At 58.8% G+C, this 19,827-nt stretch carries 27 protein-coding genes; 15 read left to right on the top strand and 12 right to left on the bottom strand.

Annotated features, from left to right (window positions below; all coding sequences use genetic code 11):
- Nucleotides 1–77 precede the first annotated feature (77 nt).
- The 4 genes from LKK40_RS00275 to LKK40_RS00290 all read right to left on the bottom strand — a co-directional run bounded on the left by LKK40_RS00275 (nt 78) and on the right by LKK40_RS00290 (nt 2,609).
- Nucleotides 78–539, bottom strand: a complete 462-nt coding sequence (locus LKK40_RS00275; RefSeq protein ID WP_304308215.1) for an Hsp20/alpha crystallin family protein — start codon at nt 537–539, stop codon at nt 78–80.
- A 250-nt stretch (nt 540–789) separates the two neighbouring features.
- Nucleotides 790–1,368, bottom strand: coding sequence for a nuclear transport factor 2 family protein (locus LKK40_RS00280; protein ID WP_304308217.1), 579 nt, complete (start codon nt 1,366–1,368; stop codon nt 790–792).
- 23 nt (nt 1,369–1,391) lie between these two features.
- Complete coding sequence (locus LKK40_RS00285) at nt 1,392–1,757, bottom strand: DUF488 domain-containing protein (protein WP_304308219.1); 366 nt, start codon at nt 1,755–1,757, stop codon at nt 1,392–1,394.
- Nucleotides 1,758–1,901: 144 nt separating this feature from the next.
- Complete coding sequence (locus LKK40_RS00290) at nt 1,902–2,609, bottom strand: hypothetical protein (protein WP_304308221.1); 708 nt, start codon at nt 2,607–2,609, stop codon at nt 1,902–1,904.
- 112 nt (nt 2,610–2,721) lie between these two features.
- On the opposite strand from LKK40_RS00290, the gene LKK40_RS00295 reads away from it, so the two are divergent.
- Genes LKK40_RS00295 through LKK40_RS00310 form a run of 4 tightly spaced genes read left to right on the top strand, consistent with a single transcriptional unit; the run spans nt 2,722 to nt 5,038 of the window.
- Entirely contained in the window at nt 2,722–3,219 is a 498-nt protein-coding gene (locus LKK40_RS00295; protein ID WP_304308223.1) for a Fur family transcriptional regulator, read from the top strand.
- Nucleotides 3,220–3,251: 32 nt separating this feature from the next.
- Complete coding sequence (locus LKK40_RS00300) at nt 3,252–4,361, top strand: DUF4232 domain-containing protein (RefSeq protein WP_304308225.1); 1,110 nt, start codon at nt 3,252–3,254, stop codon at nt 4,359–4,361.
- 33 nt (nt 4,362–4,394) lie between these two features.
- Nucleotides 4,395–4,598: a hypothetical protein gene (locus LKK40_RS00305; protein ID WP_304308226.1), complete on the top strand. Its 204-nt coding sequence runs from the start codon at nt 4,395–4,397 to the stop codon at nt 4,596–4,598.
- Nucleotides 4,599–4,603: 5 nt separating this feature from the next.
- Nucleotides 4,604–5,038: a DUF1801 domain-containing protein gene (locus LKK40_RS00310; RefSeq protein ID WP_304308228.1), complete on the top strand. Its 435-nt coding sequence runs from the start codon at nt 4,604–4,606 to the stop codon at nt 5,036–5,038.
- A gap of 33 nt (nt 5,039–5,071) precedes the next feature.
- Here LKK40_RS00310 and LKK40_RS00315 read toward each other — a convergent pair whose 3' ends face one another.
- The 3 genes from LKK40_RS00315 to LKK40_RS00325 form a co-directional block, all read right to left on the bottom strand.
- Complete coding sequence (locus LKK40_RS00315; protein WP_304308229.1) at nt 5,072–5,482, bottom strand: VOC family protein; 411 nt, start codon at nt 5,480–5,482, stop codon at nt 5,072–5,074.
- Between the two features lie 10 nt (nt 5,483–5,492).
- Nucleotides 5,493–6,587 (bottom strand): redox-regulated ATPase YchF, encoded by a 1,095-nt coding sequence (gene ychF / locus LKK40_RS00320; RefSeq protein ID WP_304308232.1) that lies wholly within the window; start codon nt 6,585–6,587, stop codon nt 5,493–5,495.
- Between the two features lie 281 nt (nt 6,588–6,868).
- Nucleotides 6,869–7,030 (bottom strand): hypothetical protein, encoded by a 162-nt coding sequence (locus tag LKK40_RS00325; RefSeq protein ID WP_304308234.1) that lies wholly within the window; start codon nt 7,028–7,030, stop codon nt 6,869–6,871.
- Between the two features lie 133 nt (nt 7,031–7,163).
- On the opposite strand from LKK40_RS00325, the gene LKK40_RS00330 reads away from it, so the two are divergent.
- The 4 genes from LKK40_RS00330 to LKK40_RS00345 all read left to right on the top strand — a co-directional run bounded on the left by LKK40_RS00330 (nt 7,164) and on the right by LKK40_RS00345 (nt 10,376).
- Nucleotides 7,164–7,826 (top strand): amino acid ABC transporter permease, encoded by a 663-nt coding sequence (locus tag LKK40_RS00330; protein WP_304308235.1) that lies wholly within the window; start codon nt 7,164–7,166, stop codon nt 7,824–7,826.
- On the top strand, nt 7,804–8,535 hold the full coding sequence (locus LKK40_RS00335) for an amino acid ABC transporter permease (protein WP_304308237.1): 732 nt from the start codon (nt 7,804–7,806) through the stop codon (nt 8,533–8,535). Before LKK40_RS00330 ends, LKK40_RS00335 begins: the two co-directional genes overlap by 23 nt.
- A complete protein-coding gene (locus LKK40_RS00340; RefSeq protein WP_304308239.1) occupies nt 8,528–9,379 on the top strand; it encodes an amino acid ABC transporter ATP-binding protein in 852 nt (283 codons plus the stop codon). The genes LKK40_RS00335 and LKK40_RS00340 overlap by 8 nt, the downstream gene beginning before the upstream one ends.
- A 136-nt stretch (nt 9,380–9,515) precedes the next feature.
- Nucleotides 9,516–10,376 (top strand): transporter substrate-binding domain-containing protein, encoded by an 861-nt coding sequence (locus LKK40_RS00345; protein ID WP_304316427.1) that lies wholly within the window; start codon nt 9,516–9,518, stop codon nt 10,374–10,376.
- 179 nt (nt 10,377–10,555) lie between these two features.
- Here the strand turns inward: LKK40_RS00345 and proC are convergent, their stop codons facing one another.
- Both proC and LKK40_RS00355 read right to left on the bottom strand, forming a co-directional pair.
- Nucleotides 10,556–11,347: a pyrroline-5-carboxylate reductase gene (gene proC, locus LKK40_RS00350; protein WP_304308242.1), complete on the bottom strand. Its 792-nt coding sequence runs from the start codon at nt 11,345–11,347 to the stop codon at nt 10,556–10,558.
- 107 nt (nt 11,348–11,454) lie between these two features.
- Nucleotides 11,455–12,834 carry an alpha/beta fold hydrolase gene (locus LKK40_RS00355; protein ID WP_304308244.1) on the bottom strand — a complete coding sequence of 460 codons (1,380 nt, stop codon included), beginning with the start codon at nt 12,832–12,834 and terminating at the stop codon, nt 11,455–11,457.
- A gap of 206 nt (nt 12,835–13,040) precedes the next feature.
- Between LKK40_RS00355 and LKK40_RS00360 the strand changes: the two genes are divergently transcribed.
- The gene (locus LKK40_RS00360; protein ID WP_304308246.1) at nt 13,041–15,863 is read left to right on the top strand and encodes a sensor histidine kinase; all 2,823 of its coding nucleotides are present in this window, start codon (nt 13,041–13,043) and stop codon (nt 15,861–15,863) included.
- A 168-nt stretch (nt 15,864–16,031) separates the two neighbouring features.
- On the opposite strand, the gene LKK40_RS00365 is transcribed toward LKK40_RS00360, so the two are convergent.
- Nucleotides 16,032–16,895: a hypothetical protein gene (locus LKK40_RS00365; protein WP_304308248.1), complete on the bottom strand. Its 864-nt coding sequence runs from the start codon at nt 16,893–16,895 to the stop codon at nt 16,032–16,034.
- Nucleotides 16,896–16,945: 50 nt separating this feature from the next.
- On the opposite strand from LKK40_RS00365, the gene rpmB reads away from it, so the two are divergent.
- The 6 genes from rpmB to rpmF all read left to right on the top strand — a co-directional run bounded on the left by rpmB (nt 16,946) and on the right by rpmF (nt 18,666).
- Entirely contained in the window at nt 16,946–17,197 is a 252-nt protein-coding gene (rpmB, locus tag LKK40_RS00370; RefSeq protein WP_152579988.1) for a 50S ribosomal protein L28, read from the top strand.
- A gap of 182 nt (nt 17,198–17,379) precedes the next feature.
- Nucleotides 17,380–17,550: a 50S ribosomal protein L33 gene (gene rpmG, locus LKK40_RS00375; RefSeq protein ID WP_304308250.1), complete on the top strand. Its 171-nt coding sequence runs from the start codon at nt 17,380–17,382 to the stop codon at nt 17,548–17,550.
- A gap of 105 nt (nt 17,551–17,655) precedes the next feature.
- Entirely contained in the window at nt 17,656–17,961 is a 306-nt protein-coding gene (rpsN, locus tag LKK40_RS00380) for a 30S ribosomal protein S14 (protein WP_152579989.1), read from the top strand.
- Between the two features lie 68 nt (nt 17,962–18,029).
- Entirely contained in the window at nt 18,030–18,302 is a 273-nt protein-coding gene (locus LKK40_RS00385; protein WP_152579990.1) for a type B 50S ribosomal protein L31, read from the top strand.
- A 65-nt stretch (nt 18,303–18,367) separates the two neighbouring features.
- Entirely contained in the window at nt 18,368–18,490 is a 123-nt protein-coding gene (ykgO, locus tag LKK40_RS00390) for a type B 50S ribosomal protein L36 (RefSeq protein ID WP_024462824.1), read from the top strand.
- The gene (gene rpmF / locus LKK40_RS00395; RefSeq protein ID WP_024462823.1) at nt 18,490–18,666 is read left to right on the top strand and encodes a 50S ribosomal protein L32; all 177 of its coding nucleotides are present in this window, start codon (nt 18,490–18,492) and stop codon (nt 18,664–18,666) included. The genes ykgO and rpmF overlap by 1 nt, the downstream gene beginning before the upstream one ends.
- A 250-nt stretch (nt 18,667–18,916) precedes the next feature.
- On the opposite strand, the gene LKK40_RS00400 is transcribed toward rpmF, so the two are convergent.
- Together LKK40_RS00400 and LKK40_RS00405 are read right to left on the bottom strand one after the other, a co-directional pair.
- On the bottom strand, nt 18,917–19,258 hold the full coding sequence (locus LKK40_RS00400) for a type II toxin-antitoxin system RelE/ParE family toxin (RefSeq protein WP_304308252.1): 342 nt from the start codon (nt 19,256–19,258) through the stop codon (nt 18,917–18,919).
- On the bottom strand, nt 19,230–19,520 hold the full coding sequence (locus LKK40_RS00405; RefSeq protein WP_304308254.1) for a type II toxin-antitoxin system Phd/YefM family antitoxin: 291 nt from the start codon (nt 19,518–19,520) through the stop codon (nt 19,230–19,232). The genes LKK40_RS00400 and LKK40_RS00405 overlap by 29 nt, the downstream gene beginning before the upstream one ends.
- Between the last annotated feature and the right edge of the window lie 307 nt (nt 19,521–19,827).

The raw sequence follows: 19,827 nt of genomic DNA on the forward strand, positions 1-19,827 counted from the left end.
ATAAGGCCGTGTCGGCACAGGCAACCCCGTACCGACACGGCCTTATCATGTGCAGCTCGAAAGCCGCGGCTCACGCATCAGCTCTCAATGGCGATCTGATGCCTGGCCTCGACCTGCGGCTTCGGCTCGACCTTCGCAATCGCGAGACTCAGCGTGCCGTCCTTGTAACTGGCGTGGATGTCGGACTCCTTCACCGCGTCGCCGACGTAGAAGCTGCGCGAGCACGAGCCGACATAACGCTCACGGCGCAGCCATTTGCCGTTCTTCTCGTCCTTGTCCTCGTGGCTCTCGTCCTTATGCGCGGACACGGTGAGGTAGCCTTCGTGCAGCTCGATTGCGATATCGTCCTTGTTGAAGCCGGGCATGTCGATGTCGACGTCATAGGATTTGTCGCTTTCGCGCACGTCGGTCTTCATCATGTCGCCGGACGCGGCCGCGCCGCTCACGCGAGACGGCAGTTCGCGCCATTGCGAGAAGAAGGGATCGTCGAAGAGATCCGTGAACATCGAGTCGTTCATCAGTGACGGAAACATAGCCATAATCGATACTCCTTGCATTACGAGGGAAACGGCTGGTCAAGCGCCCGACATCGCTGCCGACCGCCTTCGCTGCCGTTCCCGGAGTCCCTTCAGGGAGCTCCCGTGTGTTCCTTTCACTGTGTTCAACCGAGTCAGGAGTAGGCATCTTCCCGAGTTTTACCTTGAGTGAATAAAACTTGAGTGCTTAAGACTCAAGTTTTGGAAAACATGCGTTTTGTGGCCGCACTTATCGCCGAATACCCACCGTCTATCACTTGTCGCCGTAAGGAAATACCCGATCATGCTGGGCTTCGAACTCACGCACTCGGCACATGCGCCCTTCGCCATTGAACTCGATAATGGACACGCCGTCGAATATGTAGGGGTCCTTCTCACGCCCGCTGAACGTCCATGTCACCGTCAGCATCGGCAGCCCCAATGAGTTCAGGCCATGCATCATCTCGTGAATATCCCACGAATCGACTATCTGCTTGGCGAGCATATCGCTGATCCATCGATGCATTTGCTCCAATCCCCGATAGACCGGTCCATAGCACTCCTCATAGCGGCAATCGCGTGCGAACAGCTTGTCAAGATCGCTGAAATCGCGGGTCTTCCACATCGCGAAATACCGCCTGACCGATTGCTCGCGCGCGTTCTGCGCCCTATTGGCATCGGTTGCTTCGGTGCTGCCGCCGACGGTGTCGGTTGCGCCAACGGCATTAGTCGCGTCGGTTGTGCCAGCTTCGCCGATTATGCGAAATTTGGCGAAGTGCGGCTGGACGCCCATACTCTCAGCGTCATAGCCGCCACCCAAGTTGCCCGCATCCGGAACCATTGCGCTGCTCACTTTTCGCCCGCCTCAATGCCTCGTCACGACAGCCGCTCAGCAAGATAGTCACGCAGCACCACAACCTGATTATGCTTCGGGTCTTTCGCCCCATACAGCAAGGTCACCGCGTCGTGCGTTCTGCACATGTCCAGCAGCTCGCCAACCGCCGGATTGCCGTCCAATTCCTGAATATACCGAGAACGAAATTCCTCGAAGCGCTCAGGGTCGTGCCCAAACCACTTGCGCAGCTCCGTAGACGGGCCGATCTCCTTGAGCCACAGGTCGAGCCGCGCCTTGACCTTCGATATGCCCCGAGGCCAAAGCCGGTCAACAAGAACCCGATAGCCGTCGTCACTGTCAGCAGAGTCATCTACGGCATCATAAATGCGCTTGATTGCAATACTCATGCTTCCATCTTCGTCGCCGCTGTGACATTTACTGCTACGACATTTACCGATATGCCATGTAAGGCCGCAGCATTGAGGGCTATGACGTTTGCCGCTACAGCATCCCTACGTAATCTCAACGCACGCCCTAAGTATACAAAGCCGTCAGCTCACGCCGAGCAGCATACCTATGGCGAGCACGATGGCACCGCCCAACGTAACGACAAGCAAGGAATTCTTCATGGGCACATGCAGGAAGTGGTAGCGAATCCAGGCAATTACGAAAAGCTCAATGGCGACCACGATGAGCGCGATGAGCAATGATAGCCGCAGACTGGGAATGAGGAACGGCAAGGTGTGGAAGACGCCGCCGATAGTCGTCATTCCGCCGGTTATGACGCCACGCACGATGGCCGAGCCGCGGCCCGTGGTTTTGCCGGTGTCGGAAAGCGCCTCGGACCAGCCCATGCTCACGCCTGCGCCAAGCGCGGTGGCCATGCCGACGAGGAATGCCGTTCTCGGGCTGGACGACATGGCGGCGGCGAAAATCGGCGCAAGCGAACTGACCGTGCCATCGATAAGACCCACCAAACCCGGCTGAATATATTGCAGCACGAAGGCGTCATGGCTTATGCCGCGCGGAAAATGCGTGTCCTGCGAAACTGCGCGCTCATCGCCCGTCTCGGCCTCATATGCCGAAGCTCCCTGATCCAATGCCGCTGCGTTCTCTGTGTTTTCTTCGCTCGCAGCGTTTGTTGCGTTTGCCGCGTTTGTTGCAGAATTGATCGCCATTCCGTTGATTTCCTTGCTTTGCGCCTGTGCGATGCCGCCCATTGCGAGCGCACCCATCGCCATGCCGTTTTCCGTGACCATGCCGGTCCTCCAATCTTTATTCGTTCTTTATCTTAAGTCTTTTTTAATAAGATGCAAATTAAAGAAAAGAAACGCTGGAAATAAAGGGGACACGCTGGTACCCTTGGGTCTTATGGACATGGAACTGAAGGAACGGCGCGGGGTGCGCGACCTCGATAGCCTGCTGCATGATCGCGGGCTGCGCAACACTCCGCAGCGCCAGCTTATCTACCGCATCGTCGCCTCCTCCCCCCAGCATTTGAGCGCCGTGGATGTGCAGCAGCGGCTCGAAGACACTATGCCCGGCATCTCGCTGCCGACCGTGTACGCCACACTGGATCTCTTTGCCGAACTGGGCATCGTACGCAAAATGGCGCTGGCCGAAGGGCCTGTGCTCTACGACACCGGGCAGCGTCACCCGCACGCGCATATGGTGTGCCGCCAATGCGGCCGTATCTTCGACCTCGACATTCTCCCGGTTAACGACGCCGATGTCGCTGCTGCGGCGCACCAAGGTTTCCAGGTCGATTCCGGTGACCTCGTGCTGCACGGGCTGTGCGCCGATTGCCAGGCCCGTGAGCGCCTATCAGCTGCCAATGCCGTCACCAAGGAGCAACGCACGGCGGCGTGACGCAAGTCGCCATCAGCATCGAAAGGCGCTTCATGAAACGCAGACGAGTTATTCTCGGCGTCGGTATCGTTCTGATTGTCGCCTTGGCGTTGAGCATCATCACGCTGCATCGATTGAATTTTCGCTCTGTCGTCTACCATGAGACGCCAGTGCAGACGTACTGGGTCATACATACTCTTTCAACCACTCCGGTGAGCAATTCACCATACATCGCAGATTGCAAACCCGAGAATATCCATGCCGTTGCGGAATCTTCCAACGCCGCCATGGGAACCGGCGGAATGTCGATTCGGTTTGTGAACGTCAGCGACCACCCCTGCCGCATCACTGGCGCAACGCCGAAGCTCACTATGGTTCGCGGCGGCACAAACCTAGAACCCAGGCAGCCGCCGCAGCCTGACGATGGGTCTTCTGGCAACGGCGAAACGAATCCGAAAATCGCATATATTCCAAACGGAAAGGCTGAAATACTGGCTTCGTACGAGTCCGCCACTGCTTCCGTGAGCTGGAAGAACAGTCAACAGATCGATCGCACAGCCCCTATCTCTTTGACGGCTGCGCTGCCCCAATTGGGCGAAATCGATGTAGCGTCGGGGGTTAACGCTTCGAAGGGCAACATCATCAGCACCGACCCCGGACTGGATATTATCGTGAGCGCGCTGACAATGCCCGAGTTCATCTCGCCTAACGACGACCCGTTGCAAGACAGCGGCCGTACTGAACCATGCCGATTCGCCATCGAGGATTTCCGGGCGGACTCCCCAGTGTCCTCGTCATCAGGCGAAGGCTCGGGCCCGCGCTCATTGTCTATGACCTTGCGCCATCTCGGATTACAGCCATGCAAACCCGACAGCATCATAGCCATCGCAGCTGTGGGCAATCCGGGTCATCCGACGGAGATTCTATCAATCTCACAATCGACTGCGGCATCGTTTACATCGCCGACAGCTAGGACCGCAGCAAAGAAAAGCCTTCTCGCGCCAGGCAAGGACATTACCTACAGCTATACCTGCGGGCAGGAGCAACCGGTTCGCAGGCCGTCGAGCTGGGTTGCAGCTCATTATGGCAGCTGGAAGCCAGCGCCAATAGATGTAGTGCCGCTGACCAAGCAGCTGTCCAAATCATTGTCGTGCGCGACGTAACCGAATATCTGCCCAGCAAGGAACGTAAAAGGTATGATGCTTGGTTATCTCAATGGAGTAAGCCCGACCACGGTGTCGAATCTCGAACAGGGCAAGGCGGTGCGTTCGGATTCGATACTTGCCATCGCACGCGTACTGCAGCTCGCCGATGCCATCGCAATGGCAAGCGACCCCTACCGAACCGATCTCGGCCGGCTCCGAGCCAACGAGCAGCTCCCCAAGCGCGTCCGGAGGTGAGGAATATGGCAACACAGAAGACGCAACCGACCAACGTAAACGTCGATGAATTCCTTGACGCTGCAACCCCTGCAAAGCGTCGCGAAGATGGAAAGGCACTTGCCGAAATCTTTCGTGAGGTCACTGCCGTCGACCCAGTGATGTGGGGACCATCGATTGTTGGTTATGGAAACCACCGCTATGTTTCGCCCGTGAATCCTCACAATCGCGGCATATGGCCCAAAGTCGGGTTCTCGCCGCGCAAGGCACAGCTTTCGCTCTACGGTCTGAAAGATCTGCCCGCCGGAGCCAGCCTATTACCAAAACTCGGCACATACACCGAAGGCGCAGGCTGCATCTACGTGAAAAAGCTCGACGACATTGACCTAACCGTGCTCCGCGAACTCATCGCCATCGCATGGACGCGCGAGGACGATCCGGAGCCTGAGCCTGTGCGCTGACGATCCGCAATCAGCGTTCAGAGCACATACCTGTCAGTCAGCATCCTCATCGTTTTCAGCATCATCGGCGACGAGCTCGATTTTGAAGCGCTCCGAGTTCTCTATATACGCGGCGTACCAGTCCTCGCCGCCTGCGAATGGGTGGCGGTCTTCATACAAATGCTTCCAACCGCGCGAAGGCCCCTTCTGCCACAATTGATCGACATCGCCGCGGCTTCCGGCATGGAAGGCGAGATGGCTGAGCCCCGGACGCCGCCGATCATGCGAGCCGACCAGCCGGGCCGAAGCGACGACGATATACGTGTCTCCCAATTTCCAGCTGCGGCCCTCATCCCAGCGCTGGTAAGGAACCCAGCCAAGTTCTTCGAGCAACCAGCCCCATTCATCAATGGCAGGAGCAAGGTCGCGAACCTGGATTTCAACATGGTTCAGCGTCCCTCGCATACGTAACTGCCTACTTGCTCACGTTGAACTTGAATTCTACGATGTCGCCGTCCTGCATGACGTAGTCGCGGCCTTCGAGACGGAGCTTGCCGGCGTCCTTGATCTTGGTCATGGCGCCTTCGGCGGCTACGAAGTCGTCGTAGGAGACGATTTCGGCCTTGATGAAGCCTTTTTCGAAGTCGGTGTGGATGACGCCGGCGGCTTGCGGAGCGGTCCAGCCTTGGTGAATCTGCCAGGCGCGGACTTCTTTTTCGCCTGCGGTCAGGAAGGTCTGCAAGCCGAGCACGTCGAAGCCGACGCGGGCGAGCTGGTCGAGGCCGGATTCGTCCAGTCCGGCGTCAGCAAGCATCTCGCGGGCGTCGTCCTCGTCAAGCTCGGTCAGGTCGGCCTCGAACTGCGCGTTGAGGAATATCGCCTTGGCCGGGGCCACAGAGTCAGCGAGCTTCTGCTTGGCGGCATCATCCTGCAGCTCGTTGTCGTCCACATTGAACACATAGATGAAGGGCTTGGCGGTCATCAGATGCAGGTCGTAGATGGCGTCCTTGTCGATTTTTCCCGCAGCAGACGCGTGATCGATGGTTTCACCGGCTTCGAGAATCGTCTTCGCCTCATTGACGGCGGCGACATACTCGCCGCTGACCTTCTTGCCGCGCAGATCCTTTTCGAGCTTCGGCAGCGCGTTCTCGATGGTCTGCAGGTCGGCGAGAATCAGCTCGGTGTTGATGGTGTCGATGTCGTCCGCAGGATCGACCTTGCCGTTGACATGCACGATATCGTCATCCACGAAGGTGCGCACGACCTCGCAGATCGCGTCCGCCTCGCGGATGTTGGCCAGGAACTTGTTGCCCAGGCCCTCGCCTTGCGACGCGCCCTTGACGATGCCTGCGATATCGACGAAGGTCACGGTCGCCGGGATGATCTTCTCGGTATGCACCAGCTTGGCGAGCACCGGCAGGCGCTTGTCGGGCAGCGGCACGATGCCGGTATTCGGCTCGATGGTGGCGAAGGGATAATTCTCCGCAAGTACGTTGTTGCGGGTCAAGGCATTAAAAAGAGTCGACTTGCCGACGTTGGGCAGGCCGACGATTCCGATAGTTAAAGACATGGCTTCCAGTCTAGGGGAAACGCTGACATACCAGTGCGCGCTACTCATGATGCGTTGCGAGTAGTGCGCACGAACCTAACATGCATGCGGGTGAGCGACTGACGTGAATCCCCATAATGGCAACGAGACCATCTATTCTCGCGCCCATATGCATGTTCGTTATGTGCGCACTACGCAAAACGCTTGGCAAGTAGTGCGCATTACTCAAGTCGCTATACCTCATGGCCAGAAAAGCATCACATACCATCCCATATGTCCACTATGCGGACTTGTGCATCGCTCTATTCGATGACGGGATATAAGAGCAATTCATACCGCTCAATGGCCGCAAACGACATCAGCAACGGCAAATGGCGCAATACGCAACGCAAATAGTCGGCAAGATGATCGCACAAGCCTCTCCTTGCGCCTGTCCGATGGAAGATCGCCGTCGCCAGAGCCATCTGCGAGAGCGTTATGCTTGGCTATCGGAAACATGTTGTAAACATATTCGAAACAAATGGCCGAAACATCGGCGGCACCCGCAGGCGATGCCAGAGAGGCGCAACGCATGGCTGAACACGGGAAGGAGCGAGCGTGAGCTGGACCATCATCTCGGCGAGCCTGCCGCTGTTCGCGCGGGCGTTCCTGCTGACGCTCAGACTCTCAGCCGTCAGCATCGTCTTCGCCTCGCTGCTGGGTCTTATCCTTGCACTCGTGCGCGAATACCGTGTCCCTGTGCTCTCCCAGGCCAGCGCGACCATCGAGGAGCTGTTTCGCAACACTCCCCTGCTCATCCAGCTGTTCTTTCTGTATTATGCGTTCCCGACCATCGGCATCAAGTGGAACGCTGAAACCTGCGCGATCATCGGCATGTCCATCCTCGGCGCAGCGTATATGTCGGGCGCGTTCCAAGGCGGGTTCGACGCGATTCCCAGCGTGCAGACCGAATCGGCGCGCGCCTTGGGGCTCTCTCCTATGCAGATGATTCGGCATGTGACGCTGCCACAGGGGCTGACGCGCAGCGTGCCAGCGGTCGCCGCGAACGCGATCTTCATCGTCAAGGAAACCTCCGTATTCACTGTCATCGCCGTGCCGGAGCTGACGAATACCGCCAGGGATCTCATCGGCATGTACTACCGCACCGACGAATACCTGCTACAGCTGGTCATCGCCTACGCAATCATCCTCATACCGCTGTCGGTCATCCTGACCTTGCTGGAAAGGAGGGTCCGCCGTGGCACTTTCGGTGATAACTGAGAGCATGGGCATGAATCTGAGCCTGAGCGGCGGCGCGAGCGTGCTGTTCACTGGGGACAATTTCGCCCGGCTGATGTCCGGGCTGTGGACTTCCGCATCTATCGCAGGATTGGCGCTGCTTGTCGGCATCCCCCTGGGCGTGCTGATCGGGGCGCTGCGCATTCTGCGCAACCCGGCATTGCGCGCCATACTGCGCGTCTACCTCGAATTCTTCCGGATTATACCGACGCTGGTGATTCTGTTTCTCGCGTACTACATTCTGCCCCGCGAACTCGGCGTGCAAGTCGATGGCACGACCGTGGCGGTGGTCGCCTTCGGGCTGTGGGTCTCTGCAGAGATCAGCGATATCGTGCGCGGTGCGCTGATTTCCGTGCCGGATCATCAGGTCGACGCAGGCAAGGCGCTCGGCATGGGCGGACTGCAGCTTCTGTGGTTCGTACGCATTCCGCAGTCAATCGGCATGATGATTCCTGCCACCATCAATCTCGCGACCCGCGTGATCAAAACCACGTCGCTGCTGCTGCTTATCAGCGTCATCGACGTGGTCACCGTCGGCCAGCAGATCATGGAGGCCAATCGCACGGCTCACCCCGACGCCGCATTCTGGGTCTACGGCTTCATCTTCCTCTTGTATTTCCTCGTCTGCTGGCCGCTGTCGATGGCTGCCAAGGCGTTGGAACGTCGTGCCAAGGAGCGCAATCATGAGTGATTCCACCGTCAACGTCAACGCAGCTCTCAACATGACTGCCGGCACTGCGCATATCGGCACAACTATCGGCACAGTGGACGCCGCAGCCGCAGCCGCCGCGCCGCTGCTTTCCGTACGGCACTTGAGAAAGTCCTACGGCAGCCACGAGGTGCTCAAGGACATCAGCTTCGATGTGACGCCAGGCGAGGTCGTCGTGCTCGTCGGCCCTTCCGGTTCGGGCAAGTCCACGCTGATCCGGTGCCTGAACGGCCTCGAAGACATCCAGGATGGCGAAATCAGTTTCAACGGCCAGCCAGTGCCGCGCAACAGCGAGAAGGCGTGGCGCAAGCTGCGCACGCGCATCGGCATGGTGTTCCAAAGCTACGACCTGTTCCCGAATCTCAGCGTCGCCAAGAACATCGAGCTGGGTCCCACCGCCGTGCAGAAGCGGGCCAAAGCCGAAGTCGACGAGCAGATGAACCGGCTGCTGGCCGATGTGCAGCTGTCGCAATACAAGGACTCCTATCCGAGAGAGCTTTCGGGAGGTCAGAAGCAGCGCATCGCCATCGTGCGGGCTCTGGCGATGAACCCGGAGCTTATGCTGTTCGATGAGGTGACTGCCTCACTCGACCCGGAGATGGTGCGCGAAGTGCTCGAACTCATGCTTCGGCTCGCCAAACGCCGCATGACGATGATCGTGGTCACGCACGAAATGGAATTCGCCCGGCGTGTAGCCGATACGGTCATGTTCCTCGAAGACGGCGTGATTCTCGAACGTCAGCCCGGCGGCGCCTTCTTCTCGTCTCCGCAAACTGATCGGGCGAAGCGTTTCCTGGAAAGCATGTCTCCGGTGGCCGCGGAATGATACGGCAGGAACGATGCGCTGGCACCACGGCGATTCCTCACGGATTCCGCAGCGCCTCTTATACGCTAGTCGCGGTCGCACGCTCCGCCTTCGACCAGAAAAATTTGATGGTATCCAACACAACGAAGGGAATATGATGTCCATCTTCAAAAAAACATCCGCCGCGCTTCTCGCCGGGGCAATGCTGCTCGCCGTGGCCGCATGCGGCTCGGGCAACGGATCCAATGGCGGCAACGCATCAGGCAATGACTCGTCCCAGCAAGGGCGAACGGTCGAGCAGATCAAGAAGGACGGCACGATTCGCATCGCCACCTTCGGTGATCTGCCGCCGTACGGCTACGTGAAGAATGACGGCACGCGGGCCGGCTACGATGTCGCGCTCGGCAACCAACTCGCCAAGGATCTGGGCGTCAAGGTCAACTGGGTGCAGGTAAACGCCGATGGCCGCGTGGATTCGCTCAAATCCGACAAGGTGGATCTGGTGCTCGCCAACTTCACTGTCACCGATGAACGCAAGCAGGTCGTCGATTTCGCCGAACCATACATGAAGGTCTCCATCGGCGTGGTCTCCCCCGACAAAGCCAAGATCACCAGTCCTGACCAGCTCAAAGGCAAGGATCTGGCAGTGACCAAAGGCACGACGGCAGAAACCTTCTTCACCCAGCAGTACCCGGATGTGAACCTGCAGAAGTTCGATTCCAAAACCCAGCAGTTCCAAGCCTTCAAGGATGGTCGCGTAGCCGCTCTGGCGGACGATAACACGTATCTCTATGCTTGGGCCAAAGACAATCCTGGCTACACCGTAGGCATCAAGAAGCTCGGCGACGAGTCGACCATTGCGCCTGCCGTGAAGAAGGGCAACGCCAGCCTGCTGAACTGGGTTAACACGAGGATCAAGCAGCTCACAGCCAATGGCTTCTTCCGCACGGCCTATGAGCAGGAGCTCGCGCCTTCCTTCACCAGTGACATCAAGCCGCAGGATGTGATTATTGGCTAGAAGCTGGCAGATGGTGCGCACTACTCGGGATGCATTATGAGTAGTGCGCACTAAATTAGCATACGCTGGCTGGCCAGCTGACGTGAACATGCGTAGTGGCAGCTACATCATTGATTTCGCTGCCACTACGCATGTTCGTTATGTGCGCACTACGCAAAAAGTCCGGTGCATAGTGCGCATTACGCCTCTATGGCATTAATGGCGTCAATGACGCTGCCGCGGAAGCCGTCCTTTTCCAGCTGCACGACGCCACGGATGGTGGTGCCGCCAGGCGAGCAGACGGCGTCCTTCATCGCGCCGGGATGGGTTCCGGTAGCCAGATACAGTGCGCCGACGCCTTCGGCCATCGCAGCAGCTAGGCGGTAGGCGGTTGCGCGCTGTAGACCGTGCTGCACGCCGGCGTCGCCGAGCGCCTCGATGTACATGGCGGTAAACGCCGGAGCGCAGCCTGCGATATCGGTGGCGATGCCCAAGTGCTCGCTGTCGACGCGCTCGATCTGCGCAATCGGCGAGAAAATCTCCTCGAAGGTCTTGGATTCCTCATCGCTGAGCGTGTTCGACTCTTCGGTGACCAGAATGCCCTTGCCCACGGCGATGGGCGTGTTCGGAATCGCGCACTGCACATGCACTCCGTCGCCCAGCAGCTCACGGTATTGCTCCAAGCCCCAGCCACCGGCAATGGAGACGATGACCGGTTTGCCGCTCTTGAGCTGTTCGGTCACCGGGCCGAGCACACCTTCGATCTGATAGGGCTTGACGGCGATGACCACGATATCGGCAGCTTCGACGACTTCGGCGGCATCATGCTTGGACTGTGCGCCAAGAGCCGCCGTGTTGCGCTCAAGTTTGTCGAAATGGCCGGCGCAGGCCACAATCTGCTCCCCTGGCACCACGCCAGCGTTGACCAGGCCTTGAGCGATGGCCTGAGCCATGTTGCCGTATCCGATGAATCCTATAACCGGCTTGTCCATGAACATTCCTTTCGTCCGCATCCGCGTGCGGTGCTATTTTCTAGTTGTTGTGATTGTTGTGGCGTCTTATCTGACCATGGTAATGGGGGCATGCTAATTACAGATAATCACAGAAACACGCCGGCCAAGTCGCCGCGATCAAGCGCTTCGCCATAGAGCCGCCGGAATACCGTGTCGCCATGCAGCCCGTCATGCTCGAACTCGTTGGTAACCCAGTAATGCGAGCGTCCGATACGCGACAGGGTGTCGAGCTGCAGGCCGGAGTCGACGTACATATCGTCGAAGTACACCGCCGACTGCAACGGCACTTCGTTGCGCGCCAACTGCGCCGCGTCGTATATCGTGCCGAAATGCGTGTCGGCCATGAGCACATCCATCGCAGCGCGGAAGGGCCGCAGCGCACGTTCCTGCTCGAACATCCACGGGAATATCGCCTCGCCGGTGAACAGCAACGGCCGTTGCTCGGTGCCGAACTCGGGATGCTCGTCGCGCACCTGCTGCGCGGCCCAGCCGATCGGCTGCTCCAATTCGCCGTCGGCATAGATGAACTCCTGCAGCGGCCAGTACAGCGGGTTCGACGCCGTGGCCGACTCGACAGCAGCCAGGAACTCGCTCGACAGCACAGATTCGTCGCTTGGCTCGCCGTCGCCGTCGAGGAAGGCACCGTCGAAGATCCAATGCACGCGCTCGAAGCTCGGCTTCATGCCGAAGCTGCCGCCGAGGGTTTGCAAACGCTCGACGCTCAGCGGGTCGCCATTGGGGAGCGTGGGCTGCGTGAGCAAGGTCGCGTCATCGCCGCTGGCATATTCGAGCCGTTCGGCAACGGCCGCAACCCGCGCGCGATCCTGCGGATAGCGGTCATAGTATTGCCGCGTCTTGGCGGCCATGCGCGGGAAGGTATGCTCGTAGACCTCGCGCGCATCGGCCGGCACATGCGGGATGCCGCCGCAGGTGAAGCTCGCCGCAAGCCCTTGGGGAAAGAGGGAAAGATAGGTCAGGGTCAGAAATCCGCCATAGCTCTGCCCGAGCGTCACCCAAGGGGCAGCGTCGAACTCGGTGCGACGCAGATGCTCGAAATCGCGCACAATCGAGTCGGCCAGGAAATGCTTGAGATGCGCCGCTTGGTCTTCGGGCCGCTCGAAACGGGCCATGATCTGCGCATTGACATGCGAGGAACGGCCGGTGCCGCGCTGATCGGGCAGAATGACGCGAAAATGCTTGATCGCCTCGGCTATCCAGCCATCATCTGACGGGTTGATCGGCCGCGGTCCCGCTCCCCCGGGCCCGCCCTGCAGATACACCAGCAGCGGAAGCTTGGCATCATGTGCATGCTCGGGCGCGCTGACCACGCGGTAGAACAGGCTGAGCGAGTCATCGGACGCTCGGCTATAGTCTCCGGGCACCTTGCCAGACCAGTCGAGCGGCACCGGAATCGAATGCTCCTCGATATGCAGCCCCGGAATGTAGTATTCATGCAGCAATGTCATGCGTCGCGTCCTTTCTGCGGTACCGTGCAGTGCTCGGTACTGTGCGTTACCTTGCGGTGTCTTCCGTCGCCTTGTGTTGTCTTGCGTTATTGCGCGTTCGTTATTGTGCGTTCCTTAAGTGCTGTCCATATCACCCATACGCGCGGACATGTGCATCATCCCGCAGCATGATGGCCCTAGGCGTTCCATTGCGTTAGCCTTGAGGAATGAGCAGACTGAGAGGGTTTATCGCATGGTGCCGCAGATGCATCCTCCCTTCTGACGTGCTGCTTGCCTTGGGCATTCTGCTGCTGCTCGCCATCAATACGGGGGTTCCCAAAACCGAGGGGCTGCTGGCCTATCACGGTGCGTACTCGCAGGTGCTGTGGGGCATCGCGCTGATTCTTCCGGTGCCGCTGCGGCGTTGGAAGCCCGAGCTAGCCGCTGGGGCTTTTGCCATGCTGTCGGTCGTGCAGCTCATCGCAGGACCGTCCATTGTGCTCACTGACTGTCTCGCCTTGGTCATGCTGTATTCGGTGATCGTCTACGGCAAACCTGCGCTTACGCGACGCTTTGTCGTGCTAGCTTGCTGCGTGGGCGCAATGGCCGCACTCATCATGGCATGGGCATCCGTTATCGGCCCCGCCTCAGTGTTTCCCAAGTCGCAATGCGTGGCTGGGAAGACAGGTAGCTATGGAGATATCTTCGGGAGCTTCAGCGGCTGCTTCGGCCAATTCGCCGTGTCGGCAGGCTCATTCGGCGTGGCGATTGGCGTGTGCCTGGCGTCGACCGTCATCATCGCCTACTGGACCCGGGCGCGGCTCGCCACGGTGCGTCTATTGCAGGAGCGCAACGCCTCCATCGAAGCGCGGGAGGGCGAGGAGCGACGCATCGCCGCACTGGCTGAGCGAGCCCGTATCGCCCGAGACATGCACGACGTGGTGGCGCATACGCTTTCGATCATCATCGTGCAATCCGACGGCGGGCGCTACGCCGGCACCCATGACCCGGCTGTTGCGCGCTCGACCATGGAGACGATACGCCATGAATCGGAGCATGCGCTGCACGACATGCGGCGGGTACTCGGGGCACTCGGCGGATCCACGCACGCTGATTACCACGATATCGACACGCTGCTGGCACAGGCGAGGGCAGCATCGCCAGACTGCCGTTTCACACGTCGAGTTGCAGGAACGCCAGCGTCCGACCAGCTCGATGCCAAGGCGAGCGCCGCGCTATACCATGTCGTGCAGGAATCACTGACGAATATCCGCAAATACGCCGGGCCGAAAGTCAAGGTCCTCATCAGCGAGACATGGGTCGAATCAGGCGTGGAACTGACTATCAGCGATGACGGGCGCGGCGCAGGAGCCGCGCTCGACGGGCACGCGAGCGGCTACGGGCTCATCGGCATGCGCGAGCGCATCGAGGCGGCGCGTGGCACGCTTTCCGCAGGGCCTCAGCTCAGCGGCGGTTTTGCCGTGCACGCATTCGTGCCATATAGCGGCCAGACTGCGGCTCAGAGCGTTGTGGATAACGGCGACGCAAATAATCGGAATCGAGACAATGTAGGACGCTTATACGATGCCGCGGAAATAAACAAATCTTCAAGCATCGCTTTCGACAGTAACGACTTCGACAGTACCGACACCGAATTCGGCAGTGCTCCACGCTCCGAAGCCCAAAGCGCACACTACGAGGCACCGTGCAACGCCGAGACCGGCAATGGCAACGAGACAGGCGCTGCCGCATCGCGCATTATCGACAGCTCAGCCAGCAGCACTCACTTCAACGCAAACACCGAAGCCAGCGGCGTAAACAGCGCTATATCCGGCAACGAGCCGCCGCATGCGGCGTTGTCGCACGACGAACTGTCTCATAACAAGCTGCCCCATAACGACGTACCTCACGACGGTATATCTCATGACGACATATCCCACGAACTTGATTTCTCGATTGTGCTCAAAACAAGGCTCAGCGACATCATGCAGATGCTGCGCTCCAAACCGTTAGACCAGGCGTTGCCCCAAAGCGAGGGTCGCTTCAACTGGGTCGAGCGGCTGTCGCAATGGAGCGAGCGGCACTACTTGCTGATTGATATTCTCATCATGCTGTGCCTCATCGTGTTCTCCTGCGCAATCGATTACGTTGACCTCTTCCGCTATCCCCACGAAAGCATGATAGTCGTCTGGATGCTGAGCATCGTGAGTCTTCTGCCGCTCGCTCTACGACGGCAGGCCCCGGAATTCAGCGCCGCCTGCGTGGCGATTTTCTCAGCGCTGCAGCTGGTGTTCTACTCGCCTATGCTGACCTCGAATATATTCGCGCTGCTTTCGCTGTACTCGGTCATCGTCTACGGCCGCGCCCGCGCCCGCCGATGGGTATGGGCTGCGGTTCTTGTCAATGTGGCGCTGTTTGGCGTGAAAGTGGCCCTTCCCAGCGGCTACGATTCGATTTTCATTGCAATGCTCGGCACCAGCAATGGCAACCATTACACCTACGATAGATCGCAATGGGAGGCGCTGGCCTCCGGTGGCGGCTTCGCCATCGTCCTGGCCATGCTGTGCGCGGGAACCATTGCGCTAGGCCTCTGGGTGCGCGCCAGCGGCTCGAATGCCTTGGTGCTGCGCTCGCGCGAAGAGGCGTTGCGCGCCGAACGCGAGCAGCAGAAGATTTTGGCGGCCAATCTCGAACGCGACCGCATCAGCGCGTCTATTCAGGCCGAGGTCACGCACACGCTGACCGGCGTGATCGATCAGGCGGTCGCAGGGCTGCGGATGCTGGATGACCTCGAATCACGCGGCGAGCAGCCCTCGCCGCAGGACCTGGCTTCGGCGTTCGAGGATATTGGCTCACGCGGGCGCTCCGCACTTGCCGATATGCGCCAATTGCTCGGCGTGCTGCGCGAGACCGGATTCAGCGATGCCGCACAGTCCGGCGCTGCTCATGGTAGCGCTCATGGCGATGGCAACGAAAGTGGTCACAGTATGCAGCTCAAGCCTGCAAGGAATTTGGACGAACAGTTCGAAACGACTGCGCGCACGACTTAGCCTGTGTTCGTCCATGTTTTCAGTCAGTCACGCCGCCAGTGCGGCTCATTTCTTGCGGCTTATTGCATACGATTCATTGCATGCGATACCCGCCGCAGAATCCCAATCATGCACTCACGTCCGCTCGCTGAAATCGGCCACTCGCTGAGGCCACTGAAATCACCAAGCTCACTGCGGAGATACGCTAAGCTCCTGCTTTTCCTTTTGCTCCTGCTCTTGTTTCTGTCCCTGCTCGACCAGGCCGCGCAGCGTGACCTCGTGCACATCCTCGCAGACTGTGGCATTCGGGTCGGCGATGGCGCGGATGATGTCACGGCAGCGGCAATCGCCATCGGCATCGACGTGCCGCGCCAGGCAGCCAGCGCCAACCACCGGAAGCTCAAGCACCTGCCCGGCTTCGCAGATCAGACGCGAGACCACAGCACCGGTCGACCGGGCGTCGAACACCCCATCCTCTTCGCTGGTGCCGGACAGGCACAGCGGCTCGTCGTCGAAGAAACGCTCCTCGAATTCATCAAGGCCAACGGCATTGGCGATGGTGGCGATACGCATGCCGGCGCCCCACTCGTTGAGGCTGAACACATCATCGAGATACTGCGCGACGGGCGTGCCCTCGACGCCTAGCGGCAGGGAGATGAGCACGATGCCGGTGCGACCGCTCAAGCGCTCGAGCATTTTGGCCGCATCATGTTTGACGGTGCAGGTCAGGCAGCAATCGCTCATCGGGCACACTTCCGTGTCCGAGCTGAGCAGGCCGATGTCAGCTCCCGGCATGCTCACGATGCGCAGCACTTCCATATCGGCAGCCGGCTGCTCGGGGTCGAGGCTTTTAAGCGCGTCGAGGGCGTCGGCGCTGACGCGCACATCGTATGTGATGCCATACGCGGCCTCGCAGGTGTCCATCAGCGAAAACGCCACGGAATCCATCGACAGCCGGTCCGCTCCTGTGAGCAGCACGACGTCCAAGGACGTTGCCGGAGCGGCATTGCGATTGCGCGATGCCTCTGGGCGCGATATCAAGGAATCAGACATGACATCCCTTCAACTTGTGATAACGATTCTCGTTTGTTATATTGGCAGATATGACCAAACAATGTCAAATTCTGGGCGCGCATGTCTCAACCGGCAACAACGTATCCCACTCGCATCGCAAAACCCGTCGTACCTTCAAGCCGAACCTGCAAAGCAAGCGCTATTGGGTGCCTTCGCTGCAGCGCCACATCACGCTGACAGTAAGCACCAAGGGCATCAAGACCATCAGCCGCGTCGGCATCGAGGCAGCACTCGCCCAGGCGCAGGCCAAGGGCTTCATCGATCTCAACCAGGCGCGATAAGCGGCAGTTCCTTCGTTAATTCGCTCACAGCGAACACTGACGAAGTCATGTTTTCGCGCGCCGGTTTTCTCTAGCATTTCAGGATGCTAGCGGAGACTGGCATACGTCTGCATCGCAGATCAGCAGTCTCAGCCCATAAAGCGCTACACGGCACGTACACACAGCATCAGAAAGGATTGTTCATGGCCAGCAAAGCATCAGTGGTTCGACCCATCATCACCATGCGTTCGACCGCAGGAACCGGATCGACCTACACCACCACGAAGAACCGCAGGAACACGCCGGACCGTCTCGAACTGCTCAAGTTCGACCCCGTCGTGCGCACGCGCGTCATCTTCCGCGAAACGCGCTGATTCGCGTCTTTCGCGCGAGCCTCGCGTTATGCGTTCGCGCGTGAGCGTATCAACGCATAACGCATCAACAATCTCACATCATCAAGCAATCCTAAGGAATCAAGCATGGCCAAGACCAGCAAGATATATCGAGAACGGCAGCGGGAAGAAACCGTCGCCAAATACGCCGAGCGCCGCGCCGAATACAAGCGCGACAGCGTCAACCCGCATCTGAGCGCCGAGGAGCGCGAGGAGGCCATGCGCAAGCTGCATGCACTGCCCCGCAACGCCAGCCCAGTGCGGCTGCGCAACCGAGACAGCATCGACGGGCGCCCGCGCGCGTTCAACCGCAAATTCGGCCTCTCCCGCATCAATCTGCGCGAGAAAGCCCATCGCGGCGAGCTGCCAGGAGTCACCAAGTCCAGCTGGTGACCTTTTCGCGGTTCGGACGCTGCCTTACAAGCGCGCCCAGCAATCAATTCTGACAAATAAGGAATCATATGAAAACAGATATCCATCCCGCATACGGCTACGTCGTCTTCCACGACCGTTCCGCGAACCGTTCCTTCCTCACCAAGTCGACGCTGGTAGCCAAGGCTTCGCAGCTGCCGACCATCGAATGGGAGGACGGCAACACCTATCCGCTGGTGAACGTGGAAGTCTCCTCGTACAGCCATCCCTTCTACACCGGCAAGAACGTCGTGCTCGACACGGCCGGCCAGGTGCAGAAGTTCAACGCCCGCTACGGCAAGCGCACCAAGTCGCAGGCCTGAGCGCTGGCCGTTGGCTGCGCTCCCCCTGTCGATGTAGCAATCATCAATCCGAAAGGAATCACCCCATGAAAGTCAAAGCGTCAATTCGCTCCCTGGCGCACAAGGACGGCTCGTCCATCGTGCGACGCAGGGGCCACCTGTACGTCATCAATAAGAAAAATCCGCGTTGGAAAGCGAGGCAAGGCTGATGGCACTGCCAAAGTATAAGACATCGCGAGCCAACACCCATGCGCGTCGTTCGCAGTGGAAGGCCGAAGTTCCGCAGCTCGCCACCGTGCGCACGCCCGAAGGCGAAACCGTGCAGGTGCCGCAGACGCTCGCAGCCGCCGTGCGCAAGGGTTACGTGAAGCCGGAAGATCTGTGAGATCGTAGCGTTACGATAAAGCCACGAAACCTATCGCAGTGAAATCGTCAGCGCCTTCAGTACTTTCCTGTTCATGCTGACGGTTTCATTGCCGTAGATAGCGTGTTGCAATAGGCAATATGCCGCGATAACTCAGGTTTCGCACATGATTGTGGGCCTGACGATTCATTGAATCGTCAGGCCCACAATCATTTCGTTTGCGATAACGATTAACCTAACTATTGTCTTCCCAAGGGCGCGGAACTCATATCTATCGCTCGCCCTCAAGATGCGTGGCGATGTCGCGGCGCGCGTACATCACCGCCGCCACTGTGACAGTCTGGGAAGGTTCGTCAACACGATAGAACATCAAATAGTTGCCGACCGCTACTCTGCGATACTCCTGCGCAAGCGGGCGAATCGGAGCGTACACGCGGTGTGAATACGGATACTCGCCCAAGGAGTCAGCCGCAGCCATGAAGGCATCCGCGAGACGCTCGGCAGTTCTCGGTTCGCCAAGCTCAGTCGCGATATAGCGAACCGCATCGCTCATATCAGCCAAAGCCGAGGGAAGCACAACGACGTCATACACCTGAGGCTCCGGCGATAGCATCCTTGAGCATCTTCAACGTGTCCTTGGTGCTGAACCGGCGCTTGTCCACTTTGGCCTGGCGCTCCGCCTCAAGCAAATGCGAATACACCTGACTGTCGAACTGCAGATTCTCGTAGGCTTCCATGCTCAGCACGACCATGTCACCAAATCCGTTTTTGGTCAGAAACACCGGCTCGCCCGTGTCATGAACCGTTTTCGAGATATCCGCGAAATTATTGCGCAGATCCGAAACCGGCCTGATCTTTTCCTGATGCATAGTCATGTCAATCGCCTCCATGAAAAGATTAGCATAATTATGCTAAAAACTATTCGCATCTATTCAGCAGATTTTTCGTCTATTAAGCAGGTACGAAAGTAGACAGCCGAAACCTGCCAACTCACAATGGCGAAATTCTGCCGATTCGTAAGAATCATTTTCCAATCACCATGCTGTTCTCGCTGTGATTCAGGCGAAATCTGCTTAATAAATGTAGCCAGCACGAAAAATGATGGTTGAAAGGCCGCTGACGAGCTTCCAGCTCTTTCCAGATGACATCTTATTGCGCATAAACACAGATGCTTGGTAAATC

The sequence above is a fragment of the Bifidobacterium tibiigranuli genome (assembly GCF_022655035.1).
Classification (GTDB): domain Bacteria; phylum Actinomycetota; class Actinomycetes; order Actinomycetales; family Bifidobacteriaceae; genus Bifidobacterium; species Bifidobacterium tibiigranuli_A.